A 12,896-nucleotide genomic window follows, 5' to 3' on the forward strand; every position below is an offset into this window, starting at 1 on the left:
GCAAATCCGGCGGCAATGCGGTGCAATGACCGATTTCCTACACAATTGTGGCAGGTAGCGGTTGACTCGGGGGGAGAGGCCAGTAAAAGGCAGGTTCAAGATTTTCACGTGGGCAAGCGCCCAGCGTTGCAGGAGATGACCCATGGCGAAGCCTACCACAATCAAGATCCGCCTGAACTCGACCGCAGGCACCGGCCACTTCTACGTGACCAAGAAAAATGCCCGTACAATGACCGAAAAAATGGTCATCAAAAAGTACGACCCGGTTGTGCGCAAGCATGTTGAATACAAAGAAGGCAAAATCAAGTAAGCCTTCTTTCGGTTCAACCGAGACTGCAAGCCGCGCAAGGGAGACCTTGGCGCGGTTGTTGCGTTATGGTTTTAGGGTGTGCTTAGTTAGGGGCAGGGTGTTGGTCGCGGTCTTTCTCGACTTTCTCAGGAGCTGATGATGCCCCTTTCTTTGACTTTTGCGCGGTTGCCACAGGTGCCGCTGACTGAAATTCTCACTCATATGAATGATCCGCGACTGGCGGAGCATATGCCTTTGCTCACCTCAAAATGGGGCGTGCCCCAGGCCCGTCAGTTTGTCGCCAGCAAAGAAGCCTGCTGGGCGCGGGATGGCCTGGGCCATTGGGCCTTTTATGCGGATGATCACTATGTCGGCTGGGGCGGTTTCCAGAGGGAGGGGGACGACTGGGATTTCGGTCTTGTTCTGCGCCCTGAGCGCTTTGGGCTCGGGCCTCGGATTGCGCGGCAGGCGCTCGCCGTCGCACGCAGCGAGCCGCATATTCCCTATGTGACCTTTCTCTTGCCCCCTTCACGGCGCAATCTGTCGGCGCTGCGCCGGATCGGGGCAGAGTTTGTCGGGGACGTCGATTACAATGGTGAGCTGTTCCGAAAATATCGTTTGGAGACAGCTTGATAGGCTGCAACCTATGGAGTTGGATAGGGCACGAGGGCAGTCAAGCGGTGCTGCCGTTTAGGTCATCCGCCGGGCCGCGTACCCCGTGTGGCAACGCTCAAAAACAAAAGGGCCGGTCGCAATGACCGGCCCTTGGCTTGATTGTCTGGCGATAACGCTTATTCGCGGTTGCCAAGCAGTTGGAGCAGGAACATGAACATGTTGATGAAGTCCAAGTACAGGTTCAGCGCGCCGCTGATCGCTGCCTTGGCCAACCATTCCTGATCGCCATGCTGAGCGTGCTGGATGTAAACATTCTTGATGTTTTGCGTGTCATAGGCGGTAAGGCCCGCAAAGATCAGCACACCCAGAACCGAAATCGCCAGCTGCATGATGCCGGAACCCAGGAAGATGTTGACGATCGAGGCAACCAGAATGCCAATCACACCCATGATCAAGAAAGAACCCCAACCGGAGATGTCTTTCTTGGTGGTGTAACCCCAGAGCGATAGACCCGCAAAGGCGATGGCGGTGATCAGGAAGACCTGAATGATCGAATAGCCAGTGTACATCAGGAAGATCGAGCTAATCGACAGACCCATCAGAGCAGCAAAGGCAAAGAACGCCAATTGTACGCCAGCGGCGGACAGGCGGTTCATCGCAGCGCCAAAGCCAAAGAAGATAAAGGCCAGCGGCGCGAACATGATCACCCATTTCAACGGGCTAGCGTAGATCGCGTAGCCCAGATCGGTGAGATATGTGCCTTGGCGAACCATACCAGCCGCCTGCGACGGATCGCTGGTCACTGCGAGGCTGGAAATCGCCCAAGCTGCCGCAAATGTGATCAGCATGCCAATCGACATGGTGCTGTAAACTTTGTTCATGTGGGCGCGAAGCCCTGCGTCGATCGCTGCTGCGCGGGCACCAATGCCTGCGGAGCGGACCGTGTCAAATTCAGCCATTAAAGCCTCCGTAACGAAAACCTGCCGCGCAAATGCACGGTTTCACGTTTAGATATTGGCTATGTGGCGCGGTTTTTCAAGGAAATCCGCGCCTAAACCTGACACTTATTGTTATATTTTTGTCCAATGGTCGGGCGCATCCCAAAATGGGCGCGCCGCTTCGGATTGGGCTTGGGTCTTTGTGACGCCAATATCCTTAAGCGCAGCAGCGTCCAGGGAGGCCAAGGACTTGCGCTGTTGGGCTGTCGAGAGCCAGCTGCGCAGGACAGTCAGGGGACGCAGTGAAATGGCGGGGGCAAAGCGTGTGGCAACACGGATCATGATGGTCTCCTTCAAGGTTTGTGATGAGTCATTGCGTTTTCATCTTTTCTGTTGATGTATATGCGCCTCTATGATTGATTTGGGAAACGAATGTTTTTGACGTCTTCCATCAAGGAATGTGATCTATGCGCAATTTGGACATCACGACCCTTCGGTCTTTTATGGCTGTTGCCAATGCTGGCGGTGTGACCCGCGCTGCGGGTTTTTTGAACCTGACGCAATCGGCGGTGTCGATGCAGCTCAAACGGCTTGAAGAGACGCTGAACCTGCAGTTGCTTGATCGCAGCGGGCGGGGCGTGTCGCTGACCCCGGCGGGGGCGCAATTGCTTACTTATGCGCAAAAGATCGTTGATCTGAATGATGAGGCCTATACCAAGCTCACCGACCAGAATTGGGAGGGGGACATCTTATTGGGGGTGCCTGAGGATATTATATATCCGGTCATCCCGGAGGTCTTGCAGCGCATGGGCCGCACCCATCCGCGGGTCAAGGTGCAGCTGGTGAGCTCATTCACCAAAACGCTCAAGGATCAGTTCTCAAAAGGTGAGATTGACGTGATCCTGACCACCGAAACCGGGGTGGACACCGGGGGCGAAACGCTGACCCATGTGCCGCTGAACTGGATCGGGGCCCCGGGTGGGCAAGTTTGGAAAACCCGCCCATTGCGTGTTGCCTTTTGCCGCCGCTGTGTGTTTCGCGAAGACACGCTCAAGCGGTTGGATGAGGCCGGGGTGGAATGGGAAATGGCGGTGGATTCCGACAGCGAAAAGGCCGTCGATGCCACGGTCAGCGCTGATTTGGCGGTGACGGTGAAGTTGGAAGGCCATGCGCCGACGTATCTGGATCAGATCGACGGCAGCAACAGCCTGCCTGATTTGGGAATGCAACGGATCAACCTATATGCCGGAACCGGCAAAAAGCAGTTGGTGGATACCTTGAGCGGGTATTTGCGTCAGGGGATGGCAGCGGTCTAAGGACAGCATGCCATCGTTTGGCCCCCGCAGGTCACACCCCGATTTCTGGACCGAGACACATCATCGGCTCGTCATCTTGCTGAGCTTCGTAAAGGACAGTGCTTGACGGGTCATTTTGAAACACGGCGCGCAGGCCTTCGCCCTCTTTGAAAAAGGACCAGCATTGCGGGTCGGGCGTGTCTTCGTAGACAAAACAGATTTGGCCGGCTTCTTCGTACCAATAGCCATCTTTGCATTTGCCATCGAGGAAGGACCAGCGCACGCGGCGATTGTTCAGGTATTCTTCGACGCCATAGGCTTGTCCGGCTTTGCCGAAATACAGGGTTTTCCCTTTGACATAGGATTCGAATTCGGTGGCCGACAGCGCCTCGGCTGCCAGAGCGGGCAGGGCGGTGGCGGTGAGGAGAAGGGCACTCAGTACGGGGGCAAGAATCTGTTTCATGAGGCCTGTTGTGCCAGAAGCGCGACCATGTCGAAAGTCAGGCATACCGGAAAGCCGCCTATGGGCGGGGGGCCGCTGATGCGGGGGCGAATTGGCGAACACGGTGATCCATGACCCTGCGCCAGATCGGAGGGACCAGCGCCAAAACCGCCATGACCGGGAGGGATTGCGGCAGGATCGGCATGGTCATGCGATCAAGCTGCAAACCGGGATAGGGGCGATTGGGGTGAGCGTGGTGATCGGAATGGCGCGGCGCGTTGAGCATCAGGGCCGATGAAAAGCCGTGTGGGCTGTTCCAGCTGTGCTGGGGGCCGACGGGTTCCCATTTGCCGGGGCTGATTTCGCGGCGGCGCAACCCGTAGTGCTGGACGTAATCGGAGAGAAACAGCTGGAGTTGCGCGTAAGTCGACAGGCCAAAGAGAGCGAGCATTCCGGCGGGGCCAGCGATCAGCGCGGCAAGTGCAAGTGCTGCCACCGCATAGGCGGCATAGATCGCGTAGGGGTGGCCGCCTTTGCCTTGGCGAAATTTTTTCTCGGCGCGATAGCCTTGGCGCAGTGCGCCGATCCAAGCGCGTCCGGCAAAATGGTAAAAGTTTTGTCCAAGGCGCGCCGAGTTGGGATCGTGGGGGGTGGCGGCGTGGATATGATGCACGCGCACATGCGCGGAGGCGTGAAAGCCAAACAAAACAGAGCTATAAACCGCAACCCCGAGCCGGTGCAGGGGGCGGGCAGAACGGTGGATCAGCTCATGGGCGTTGGAATTGCTGACCTGCCCCAAGAACAAAGACAGCGCCAGGAAAATCAACACTCGGTCCAAGACGGGCAAGCCAGAGGCGGCAATGGCCCATACCCCGCCAAACAAAAGCGGGAAATGCAGCAGCCCAAGGGCCGCCGAGAGAGTATCGCCAGCAGGAAATTCGGCACCCGGCGTATCGGGGGCGGCCATGGCGGTCAGCTTGTCCATAAAGAAGGTGAACACAGTGATATAGAACAGCGCCAGCGCCGCCCAGAGCCCGCCAAACGCCATCGCAAGCGCCAAAAGCGCCACCAATCCCAAAGTTACAGCGGTAAACCGACCCATCCTGGCCCCCCGTTCCTCTCCGCCCATGCTTCTCTTGTCCTACCTCTATAGGAACCATGCGTCACTATCGGATAAACATGCTCGATGAGAGCGGCGCACAAACGCGCCTTTCTGTCGTTTTTCATCTGCGCTTTGGCAAAGCGGGCGGCTAGACTGGCCGCAAGGTTTAGGAGACGCGTATGGCACTTGATGAACGCAAAGGTGTTTGGAAATCTGGCAAAGGCAAAGGCCGCCACACCCCCAAGGGGCGGCAGGTTGACGAGGATGCTTTGGCGCAGGTTCGGGCCTTGATTGGCGACCGGCCAATGCGGCGCGATCTTTTGATCGAGTTCCTGCATCTGATTCAGGATGAATACGGTCATTTGTCGGCCGCCCATCTGCGTGCCTTGGCCGAGCTGTTGTGGGTTGGGCAGGCTGAGGTTTACGAAGTGGCGACGTTTTACGCCCATTTCGATGTGGTCAAAGAAGGCGAGGTGCCCCCTCCGGCTCTGACGATTCGGGTGTGTGATAGCCTGTCTTGTGAACTGGCGGGATCGGAGCAGTTGCAGCAGGCCTTGGAAGATGGGATGGACCCAGCTCAGGTGCGGGTTGTACGTGCGCCCTGCATGGGGCGTTGCGACACCGCCCCCACGGTTGAACTTGGTCACAACCATGTTGACTTCGCAACACCAGACAAGATTTTGGCGGCGATAAAAGCCGGTGAAACCCACCCGAAAATTCCAGAGTATGAAGGGTTTGACACCTATCAGGCCGCTGGCGGTTACAAGGAACTGACGCGCTTGCGCGAGAGCGGTGACTGGCAGGTTGTTCAGGACAGCGTCAAGGCCGCCGGGCTGCGTGGTTTGGGCGGTGCGGGATTCCCATCGGGGACCAAATGGGGCTTTGTGCGCGCCAATGAAGGGCCGCGCTATTTGGCGGTGAATGGCGATGAAGGCGAGCCGGGCACATTCAAAGACCGCTACTATCTTGAACGCACACCACATGTGTTTTTGGAGGGCATGCTGATCGCGGCCTGGGCTGTCGAAGCGGACACATGTTTCATCTATATGCGTGACGAATACCCTGCGGTTCTGGAGATTTTGCAGCGTGAAATCGCGGCTCTGGAAGCAGCGGGCATTGTTGAGCCGGGATATATTGACCTGCGCCGTGGGGCCGGTGCCTATATTTGTGGTGAAGAAAGCGCGATGATCGAAAGCATCGAAGGCAAACGCGGACTCCCACGTCACCGCCCGCCTTTTGTTGCTCAGGTGGGGATCTTTGGCCGCCCGACTTTGGTGCATAACGTTGAAACCCTGTATTGGGTGAGCAAGATTTGCAGAGACGGGCCAGAGTGCCTCAACTCGGTTGAAAAGAATGGCCGTGTGGGCCTGCGCAGTTATTCGGTCTCGGGCCGCGTGAAGCAGCCGGGCGTGCATCTGCTGCCTGCCGGGTCGACGATCACCGACGTGATCGACGCCGCTGGCGGGATGTTGGACGGGCATGTGTTCAAGGCCTATCAGCCGGGCGGGCCGTCTTCCGGTTTGTTACCCGCCTCGATGGCCGACATTGCGCTTGATTTTGACACGTTGCAGCCGCATGGCACGTTTATTGGCTCGGCGGCGGTTGTGGTCTTGTCGGACCAAGACAGCGCCCGAGATGCCGCACTGAATATGTTGCGGTTCTTTGAAGACGAAAGCTGTGGTCAATGTACGCCGTGTCGGGTGGGCTGTGAAAAGGCGGTCAAACTCATGCAGGCCAAGCATTGGGATCAAGGTCTTCTCGAAGAGTTGAGCAGCGCGATGGTCGATACATCCATTTGCGGGCTGGGGCAGGCGGCTCCGAATCCGATTCGTCTGACGATCAAACATTTCGCCGATGAGATTTGATGGCTGATCCGGCCGCCATGCAACCAATCGAACAGGTGTTGGCGGCTATTTCAGTTGTCAGTGCCGTTGCCTACCCGTTTTTGAGCGGCACATCCTGGCACCGCAGCGGGGCCAAGACCTGTGCGGTGGGGGCCTTGGCAGTTTGGGCGGCTTGGTTGGGATTTCCTTGGGTGGCCATCGCCTTGGTGCTGTCGGCGATGGGGGATCTGGCTCTGTCGCGTCCGGGCGACAAGGCCTTTTTGATCGGTATGGTATCTTTTGGCCTGGCGCATCTGACCTATGTCGCCCTATTCGCAGCGCATGTAACGCCGCAGGTTTTAGGGGCGACGAACCCTCGGGTTTTGTTGATGCTGGCGATACTTGGCCTTGGGAGTGTCTTGGGCCGGGCCTATGCGCGCAATGCGGGCGCTTTGGCGGTGCCGGTGCGGGCCTATGTGGTGATTATTGTGGTGATGGGCCTGATGGCGCTGCTTTTGCCGGCCAGTGCGGGGGGAAGCATGGCGACGCTGGGCGCATTGTTGTTCATCGGTTCCGACGCGATTCTGGGGCAAGAACAGTTCTTGAAAAAGCACTGGCGCGGGCAGGGGATTGCAATTTGGGGGCTGTATTATTTGGCCCAAGCGGCGCTGATGATCGGCTTGATTTGGCTGCAACGCGCTTAGCGGTTGCGAAACACCGCACAGATACATCCGTTTGATTTCAGTTTCTTGCAGAAATCCCAGGCGTTGTTGCGGCTGTTGCGCCCAATGCGGACCATAAAGTACCCGCCTTTGGGGCTGGCGCGGCTTTTTTGCCAGATCAGATCGGGCTTTTCGCCTTTGACGACTCGGCTACAGCGCCGCGATCGGAGCTTGTATTGCTCCAAGGCGCGCTTTTTCGTCACGCCAAACGCCATCTGCACCCCCCATTTCTTCACAGCGGGTTCCGGCGGAACCAGCGGAGGGTATTTGGACAGTTTTCGTTTGCGGGCCAGCTCATAACAGGCGGGCAAAAAGGGCTTGTCTTTTTGCAGTCGATAATCGTGGGTTTTGGGCGGGGTATGGGCCCATACTTCGGCCGGGAAACCGGTGATGATTTTGACGTAGTTTATTGTTTCCTTGGCCAATCCTCCGGTGCCAGCCATCAGGCCCTTGGCCCGGCGTTCACCGCCATTATAGCCAATTGCCGCCAATCCGTGATTGCCAAAGCGAACAGACATATCCCCCAGATATTCCGCAGAATATTCAAGTGCTTGGGCTGGGTTGTACGGGTCACGCAACCCCCGCAGTTTTGCCGTAGACGGGATGAATTGCGCGATGCCGCGGGCATTGGCATGGCTGAGCGCATTGGGGTCAAAGCGGCTCTCTTGCCAGATCAGACGGGCAAAGAAGCCGGGATCAAGGTTGCTGTCCTTGGCAAAAGCCTCGATCGCCTGACAGGTGTCATGGACAAAATGGCTTGGCCGAATGCAGTGCACCTGCCCAAAGGCTCCGTCCGAACACATCGTGCCGGGTTCATCGGTGTCGGCCTGCGCCGGTGTGGCTAGCTCCGTGGCAAGAACGAGATAACAAAGAAACGCGCGTAACATCATAGGGTCACATAAGGAGGTTTCTGCGCCATGCGTCAACTGAGACTTTTATTGCGGCGCGTGGCGTATTAGGTGAGGGGAACAGTTATACACAGGCTCAGACATGTCCTTTTTCGGCAAGCTCAAAAACAAGTTGTTCAAATCCTCGTCCAAATTGGATGAGGGGCTCGATGCGATTGTGCAAGAGGGTGGCGAAGAGGCAGCCCCTGAGGTTGATGTTCAAGAGGCTGTGGCCGCGCAGGCGGTTGAGACTGTGCCTGAGCCAGAGGTTTTGCCTGAGCCTGAGAGTGAGGTTCAGCCTGAGATTGAACCAGAGGTTCAGCCTGAAAGTGAACCAGAGGTTCAGCCGGACCTGACGCCCGAGGTGGAGGACAAGGCCGGCTCTGACGAGGCGCCGGAACTCGTCCGCTCCTCGGATCCTCTTGAAGACGTGGTGGCCGCAGCCCCTGGAGAGGTCTCTAGGCCCGGTATTTTGGGCCGGTTGCTGGGCCGTGGCGCTGAGGACACCGAGGTGCGCCGCGTGTTGGATGACGACATGCTCGAAAGCCTGGAAGAGCTGTTGATCCAATCGGATATGGGTGTTGATACAGCGCTGCGCGTCTCTGCTAATATTGCCGAAGGCCGTATGGGTAAGCGCCTGTCGGTCACTGAAATCAAAGGGCTTTTGGCGGGCGAAGTGGCCCGGATTATGGAGCCGGTGGCAAAACCTTTGCCTTTGTATCCCACGAAACCACAGGTGGTTTTGGTTGTTGGTGTCAACGGGTCGGGCAAAACAACGACCATTGGCAAACTGGCCTCACAATTCCGAGCGGCCGGCAAAAAAGTGGTGATCGCGGCGGGCGACACATTCCGCGCTGCCGCCGTGGAACAATTGCAGGTCTGGGGCGAGCGCGCAGGTGTGCCCGTCTTGACCGCCCCCGAGGGCACAGACCCGGCCAGCCTAGCCTTTGATGCCATGACCAAGGCACAGGAAGATGGGGCCGATTTGTTGATGATCGACACGGCGGGCCGATTGCAAAACCGTCAGGATTTGATGGAAGAGCTGGCAAAGATCGTCCGCGTTATCCGCAAGAAAGACCCCGATGCGCCACATAACACGTTGTTGGTGCTGGATGCGACAACGGGGCAAAACGCTGTGACACAGGTTGATGTGTTCCGCAAAATTTCTGACGTATCTGGCCTTGTGATGACCAAACTCGACGGGACGGCGCGCGGGGGGGTCCTTGTGTCTTTGGCCGATAAATTCGGTTTGCCTATTCACGCCATCGGCGTGGGAGAACAAATCGACGACCTCGCGCCGTTTGATCCCGAGGAATTTGCCGCCGCCCTGACCGGGCTCGACCAATCCTGATTTTTCTCACTCTTGCGAAACTCTGGATGCGCCTGCGGCGCGAGGAAGCGCGGAGCTTGTCGCATCTGTTTGCTGGGGAGCTGTCGTCATGAGCGCTTGGTTGTTGTCCCTTGAAGGCACCGAGGCCGGGCACCAATTGGCGCTTGTTCTGGCAATTTCAGCCGCGTTTTTGCATGCCTGTTTCGGAGCCTTGCAAAAAGGGAGACACGACCCGTGGCTGTCGCGCGGGGCGATTGACGGGATGTATGGGCTGATTGCCATGCCCTTTGCGCTGTTTGTCGTGCCCTGGCCCGAACCCCATATGTGGCTGATTTTCCTCGGGGTCTTTATCATCCATGGCATTTATAAACTGCTTCAAGTGGCGTCATATGCGCGGGGAGCCTTTACGGTTGTCTATCCGGTGATGCGTGGCATGGGGCCGCTTTTTACGGTTATTGGGGCCTCGATCGTTTTTGGCGAAAGCTTTGCGCCGCTGCAATGGTTTGGTGTTGCGATCCTGCTGGTCGGGATTTTTGGGCTGGCGGTCTATAATTACCTGTATTTGGAGACCGAGCGTGACACGCTGATCCCGGCGTTGTTGTTGGCCTTGGCGACCGGGCTGTTTGTGGCGATTTACACAACATTTGATGCCTATGGCATTCGCGCCACGGCGGATCCGTTTACGTTTTTGGCGTGGTTCTTTTTTATTGATGGGGTTTTGATGCCGCTGATCGCGGTGCGCCACTGGCGGCGTTTGGCGCTGCGACCGGCTTTGCCACCTCTGATGTTGCGCGGCGTGGTCGGCGCCGGGATCGCGATGGCGAGCTTTGGCTGTGTGATGATGGCGACCCGGCTCGACAAAGTCGGAGAAGCGGCGGTTTTGCGCGAGACCTCCACCGTTTTTGCCGCATTGATCGGCTGGTTGGTGCTGCGCGAAACAGTGGGGCCACGGCGCATCGCTTTGATGGCGTTGATCGCTTTGGGCGCTGTGGTTGTTGAGCTTGGCGGGTAGAGCGCCTATCTGAAGAAGCGTAAAGGAGCGCCATTTATGACCAAAGAGCCGAATCCGATGTTGAAAGCCGCCCTCGAATACGGGCCGCTGGTGGCGTTTTTCATCGCCTATCTCAAACTAAAGGATGAGATTTTCACCTTTGGGGGCACGGAATATCAAGGGTTTATCGTGGTCACAGCCGGGTTTATCCCGCTGTTTTTGATCTCTACCGGGCTGTTGTGGAAACTGACCGGGCATCTGAGCCGGATGCAGGTGGTGACGGCGGTGTTGATCGTGGTGTTTGGCGGTCTCAGTGTTTGGTTCAATGATGAACGTTTCTTCAAGATGAAGCCGACGCTGATTTATTTGCTGTTTGGTGGCGCGCTGGGCTTGGGTCTGATGCGCGGACAATCCTATCTGAAATCGGTGATGGAAGGGCTTATGCCCTTGCAACATGAGGGTTGGATGATTTTGACAAAGCGCGTGACGGGATTGTTCCTGGGGCTTGCTGTTCTCAATGAGCTGATCTGGCGCACGCAAGCCACTGAAACCTGGGTATATTTCAAGACGTTTGGGCTTCCTGCCTCTGTGTTCCTATTCTTTATGTTCCAGGGTGGATTGTTCAAAAAATACAGCATTGCGGACGAATCTGTTGCTGAGACGGAAAAGGCGGAGTAAGCGCCGGATAGCACCGCCTTTGACGGCTGTGCCCACCCGCCCACCCCACACCCGCCAAAACCGGAACTATCCGGCGCGGTCGATCTTGGTAGAGAGATGGATCAGGCTTTCAGAGCTTTTCACCCCTTGCGCATCGCGGATGTCGTCGAGCCTCTCATCGAGGTCTTCGGTGGTGTCTGCGCCGAGCGTCACGATGAGATCGAAGCGGCCCGAGGTGGTGTGAACCGTCTCGACCTGTGGCAGGGTTTTGAGCCGCGCCACAACGGCCGCAGCGGCGCGTGGTTCGATAGACAGCAATGCCGTGGCCCGTACAGGGGCGCGCAATCCCGGCCCTTTGCGCAGGGTGAACCCGGCAATGGCCCCGCGCGCCAACAGCCGGTCAATGCGGGCCTGAACCGTGGTGCGGGCGATGCCCAGACGGCGCGACAAATCCGCAACTGGAAGTCGGGCATTTTCTGACAGCAATGCGATCAGTTTCAGGTCTGTTTCGTCGTTTTGCATATCCAGCCTTACAGATTGACAAATATTTTCTGACATATTGGCAGTTCCGACAGGTGAAATCGAGGGATTTCCAACCCATTCTGTAGGGACCAGGCAAAGGACACGCGAAAAATGGGACATTTTGAACCGCTTGCGGACTCAAAACAGGTGTGGCTGCGGAGTGAGCATCCCGACGAGCCGATCTTTTTCTTTGACCCCAACCAGTTGCGGGCGACTGCGCAGGAATTTCTGACCGGGTTTCCCGGCGAAGTGACCTATGCGGTCAAGGCCAATCCGCATGTGGATGTCTTGGCGGTTTTGGTCGACCAGGGAATTGTGGCTTTTGACGTGGCCTCGCCCGAAGAAATGATGCGGGTGCGGCAGGTTTTGCCCAATGCGCGGCTGCATTACCACAACCCGATCCGGTCGCGTGATGAGATCGCTTTGGCGCGTCTTTATGGTGTGACAAGCTGGTCGGTGGATCGGATGAGCGAGTTGGACAAGCTGGGCGATTTGGACGGGGCCGAGATTGCGGTGCGGTTCAAATTGCCGGTCGAGGGGGCGGCCTATGACTTTGGCTCGAAATTTGGAGCCGAACCTGAAGCCGCGGTGGCGTTGTTGCGCAAGGTAGCGCAGCGCGGCGGTGTGGCGTCGATTACGTTTCATCCCGGAACCCAGTGCCACGATGCACAAGCCTGGGTGGCTTATATCCAGACTGCGGCGGATTTGGCGAAACAAGCCGGGGTGACGCTGGCGCGATTAAACGTCGGGGGTGGGTTTCCGGCACATCGCTGCGGGCTTTTGCCGGACCTTGCAAAGATTTTTGGCGCGATAGACACCGCCGTTGCACAGTCTTTTGGCGAATCGCGGCCCAATCTGGTCTGTGAGCCGGGGCGCGGGATGGTTTCTGAGGCCTTCACATTGGCACTTCGGGTCAAATGCGTGACGGACGAGGCCGTTTTCCTGAATGATGGCATTTATGGCGGGCTAAACGAATGGCGTGACCTTGGGACCGGAGAGCGGGTTGAGCTGATGGCCGATGACCATGCGCAACCCTTGGACCATTATCGCAACCGGGTGGTTTTTGGCCCAACCTGTGACAGTATTGATCGGCTCCCAAGCCCGTTGAACCTTCCCGATGGGATCGAAGAGGGGGATTACCTGTTGTTCCACGGAATTGGGGCCTATTCCTTGGCACAAGCGACGCGTTTTAACGGTTACGGTGCCCATAAAGTTGTGACGTTGCACAGCTAGTCGCGGTGCTGCTCTGGACAGGGCGGGTAATCGTACTAAAGTTCCCCTCG

Annotated in this window: 15 protein-coding genes; 9 read left to right on the forward strand and 6 right to left on the reverse strand. The window is 57.3% G+C overall.

Features of this window, described 5'->3' with window-relative positions:
* The first annotated feature begins 142 nt into the window (after positions 1–142).
* Together rpmG and ACRBB0_RS12200 are read left to right on the forward strand one after the other, a co-directional pair.
* Positions 143–310 (forward strand): 50S ribosomal protein L33, encoded by a 168-nt coding sequence (gene rpmG / locus ACRBB0_RS12195; protein WP_008233681.1) that lies wholly within the window; start codon positions 143–145, stop codon positions 308–310.
* Between the two features lie 138 nt (positions 311–448).
* Positions 449–922 (forward strand): GNAT family N-acetyltransferase, encoded by a 474-nt coding sequence (locus tag ACRBB0_RS12200; protein ID WP_431374709.1) that lies wholly within the window; start codon positions 449–451, stop codon positions 920–922.
* A 158-nt stretch (positions 923–1,080) separates the two neighbouring features.
* On the opposite strand, the gene ACRBB0_RS12205 is transcribed toward ACRBB0_RS12200, so the two are convergent.
* Positions 1,081–1,863, reverse strand: a complete 783-nt coding sequence (locus ACRBB0_RS12205; RefSeq protein WP_431374710.1) for a Bax inhibitor-1/YccA family protein — start codon at positions 1,861–1,863, stop codon at positions 1,081–1,083.
* Between the two features lie 111 nt (positions 1,864–1,974).
* The gene (locus ACRBB0_RS12210; RefSeq protein ID WP_431374711.1) at positions 1,975–2,184 is read right to left on the reverse strand and encodes a DUF1127 domain-containing protein; all 210 of its coding nucleotides are present in this window, start codon (positions 2,182–2,184) and stop codon (positions 1,975–1,977) included.
* A 125-nt stretch (positions 2,185–2,309) separates the two neighbouring features.
* Between ACRBB0_RS12210 and ACRBB0_RS12215 the strand changes: the two genes are divergently transcribed.
* Complete coding sequence (locus tag ACRBB0_RS12215) at positions 2,310–3,158, forward strand: LysR family transcriptional regulator (RefSeq protein WP_431374712.1); 849 nt, start codon at positions 2,310–2,312, stop codon at positions 3,156–3,158.
* A 31-nt stretch (positions 3,159–3,189) separates the two neighbouring features.
* Here ACRBB0_RS12215 and ACRBB0_RS12220 read toward each other — a convergent pair whose 3' ends face one another.
* Both ACRBB0_RS12220 and ACRBB0_RS12225 read right to left on the reverse strand, forming a co-directional pair.
* The gene (locus ACRBB0_RS12220; RefSeq protein ID WP_431374713.1) at positions 3,190–3,600 is read right to left on the reverse strand and encodes a hypothetical protein; all 411 of its coding nucleotides are present in this window, start codon (positions 3,598–3,600) and stop codon (positions 3,190–3,192) included.
* 58 nt (positions 3,601–3,658) lie between these two features.
* Positions 3,659–4,681 (reverse strand): alkane 1-monooxygenase, encoded by a 1,023-nt coding sequence (locus ACRBB0_RS12225; protein WP_431374714.1) that lies wholly within the window; start codon positions 4,679–4,681, stop codon positions 3,659–3,661.
* A gap of 179 nt (positions 4,682–4,860) precedes the next feature.
* Between ACRBB0_RS12225 and ACRBB0_RS12230 the strand changes: the two genes are divergently transcribed.
* Positions 4,861–6,546, forward strand: a complete 1,686-nt coding sequence (locus ACRBB0_RS12230; RefSeq protein ID WP_431374715.1) for an NAD(P)H-dependent oxidoreductase subunit E — start codon at positions 4,861–4,863, stop codon at positions 6,544–6,546.
* Positions 6,546–7,208, forward strand: a complete 663-nt coding sequence (locus ACRBB0_RS12235; protein WP_431374716.1) for a lysoplasmalogenase family protein — start codon at positions 6,546–6,548, stop codon at positions 7,206–7,208. Before ACRBB0_RS12230 ends, ACRBB0_RS12235 begins: the two co-directional genes overlap by 1 nt.
* Here the strand turns inward: ACRBB0_RS12235 and ACRBB0_RS12240 are convergent.
* The gene (locus tag ACRBB0_RS12240) at positions 7,205–8,116 is read right to left on the reverse strand and encodes a lytic transglycosylase domain-containing protein (RefSeq protein WP_431374717.1); all 912 of its coding nucleotides are present in this window, start codon (positions 8,114–8,116) and stop codon (positions 7,205–7,207) included. The genes ACRBB0_RS12235 and ACRBB0_RS12240 overlap by 4 nt on opposite strands.
* Before the next feature lie 100 nt (positions 8,117–8,216).
* Between ACRBB0_RS12240 and ftsY the strand changes: the two genes are divergently transcribed.
* From ftsY to ACRBB0_RS12255, 3 genes are all read left to right on the forward strand, one after another.
* Positions 8,217–9,464: a signal recognition particle-docking protein FtsY gene (gene ftsY, locus ACRBB0_RS12245; RefSeq protein WP_431374718.1), complete on the forward strand. Its 1,248-nt coding sequence runs from the start codon at positions 8,217–8,219 to the stop codon at positions 9,462–9,464.
* Positions 9,465–9,552: 88 nt separating this feature from the next.
* Positions 9,553–10,455, forward strand: coding sequence for an EamA family transporter (locus ACRBB0_RS12250; protein ID WP_431374719.1), 903 nt, complete (start codon positions 9,553–9,555; stop codon positions 10,453–10,455).
* 36 nt (positions 10,456–10,491) lie between these two features.
* Entirely contained in the window at positions 10,492–11,112 is a 621-nt protein-coding gene (locus ACRBB0_RS12255) for an inner membrane-spanning protein YciB (protein ID WP_431374720.1), read from the forward strand.
* Between the two features lie 66 nt (positions 11,113–11,178).
* Here ACRBB0_RS12255 and ACRBB0_RS12260 read toward each other — a convergent pair whose 3' ends face one another.
* Complete coding sequence (locus tag ACRBB0_RS12260) at positions 11,179–11,613, reverse strand: Lrp/AsnC family transcriptional regulator (RefSeq protein WP_431374816.1); 435 nt, start codon at positions 11,611–11,613, stop codon at positions 11,179–11,181.
* A 111-nt stretch (positions 11,614–11,724) separates the two neighbouring features.
* On the opposite strand from ACRBB0_RS12260, the gene ACRBB0_RS12265 reads away from it, so the two are divergent.
* On the forward strand, positions 11,725–12,846 hold the full coding sequence (locus ACRBB0_RS12265; RefSeq protein WP_431374721.1) for a type III PLP-dependent enzyme: 1,122 nt from the start codon (positions 11,725–11,727) through the stop codon (positions 12,844–12,846).
* Positions 12,847–12,896: the final 50 nt, after the last annotated feature.

Source organism: Pelagimonas sp. (genome assembly GCF_050633425.1).
In the GTDB taxonomy this organism is placed as follows: Bacteria; Pseudomonadota; Alphaproteobacteria; order Rhodobacterales; family Rhodobacteraceae; genus Pelagimonas.

Coding starts and splice junctions, on each gene's coding strand:
- ACRBB0_RS12210 (WP_431374711.1), bottom strand. CDS start 2,184: ATGATCCGTGTTGCCACACGCTTTGCCCCCGCCATTTCACTGCGTCCC.
- ftsY (WP_431374718.1), top strand. CDS start 8,217: ATGTCCTTTTTCGGCAAGCTCAAAAACAAGTTGTTCAAATCCTCGTCC.
- ACRBB0_RS12240 (WP_431374717.1), bottom strand. CDS start 8,116: ATGATGTTACGCGCGTTTCTTTGTTATCTCGTTCTTGCCACGGAGCTA.
- ACRBB0_RS12250 (WP_431374719.1), top strand. CDS start 9,553: ATGAGCGCTTGGTTGTTGTCCCTTGAAGGCACCGAGGCCGGGCACCAA.
- ACRBB0_RS12255 (WP_431374720.1), top strand. CDS start 10,492: ATGACCAAAGAGCCGAATCCGATGTTGAAAGCCGCCCTCGAATACGGG.
- ACRBB0_RS12215 (WP_431374712.1), top strand. CDS start 2,310: ATGCGCAATTTGGACATCACGACCCTTCGGTCTTTTATGGCTGTTGCC.
- ACRBB0_RS12200 (WP_431374709.1), top strand. CDS start 449: ATGCCCCTTTCTTTGACTTTTGCGCGGTTGCCACAGGTGCCGCTGACT.
- ACRBB0_RS12220 (WP_431374713.1), bottom strand. CDS start 3,600: ATGAAACAGATTCTTGCCCCCGTACTGAGTGCCCTTCTCCTCACCGCC.
- ACRBB0_RS12260 (WP_431374816.1), bottom strand. CDS start 11,613: ATGCAAAACGACGAAACAGACCTGAAACTGATCGCATTGCTGTCAGAA.
- ACRBB0_RS12235 (WP_431374716.1), top strand. CDS start 6,546: ATGGCTGATCCGGCCGCCATGCAACCAATCGAACAGGTGTTGGCGGCT.
- ACRBB0_RS12230 (WP_431374715.1), top strand. CDS start 4,861: ATGGCACTTGATGAACGCAAAGGTGTTTGGAAATCTGGCAAAGGCAAA.
- ACRBB0_RS12205 (WP_431374710.1), bottom strand. CDS start 1,863: ATGGCTGAATTTGACACGGTCCGCTCCGCAGGCATTGGTGCCCGCGCA.
- ACRBB0_RS12265 (WP_431374721.1), top strand. CDS start 11,725: ATGGGACATTTTGAACCGCTTGCGGACTCAAAACAGGTGTGGCTGCGG.
- ACRBB0_RS12225 (WP_431374714.1), bottom strand. CDS start 4,681: ATGGGTCGGTTTACCGCTGTAACTTTGGGATTGGTGGCGCTTTTGGCG.
- rpmG (WP_008233681.1), top strand. CDS start 143: ATGGCGAAGCCTACCACAATCAAGATCCGCCTGAACTCGACCGCAGGC.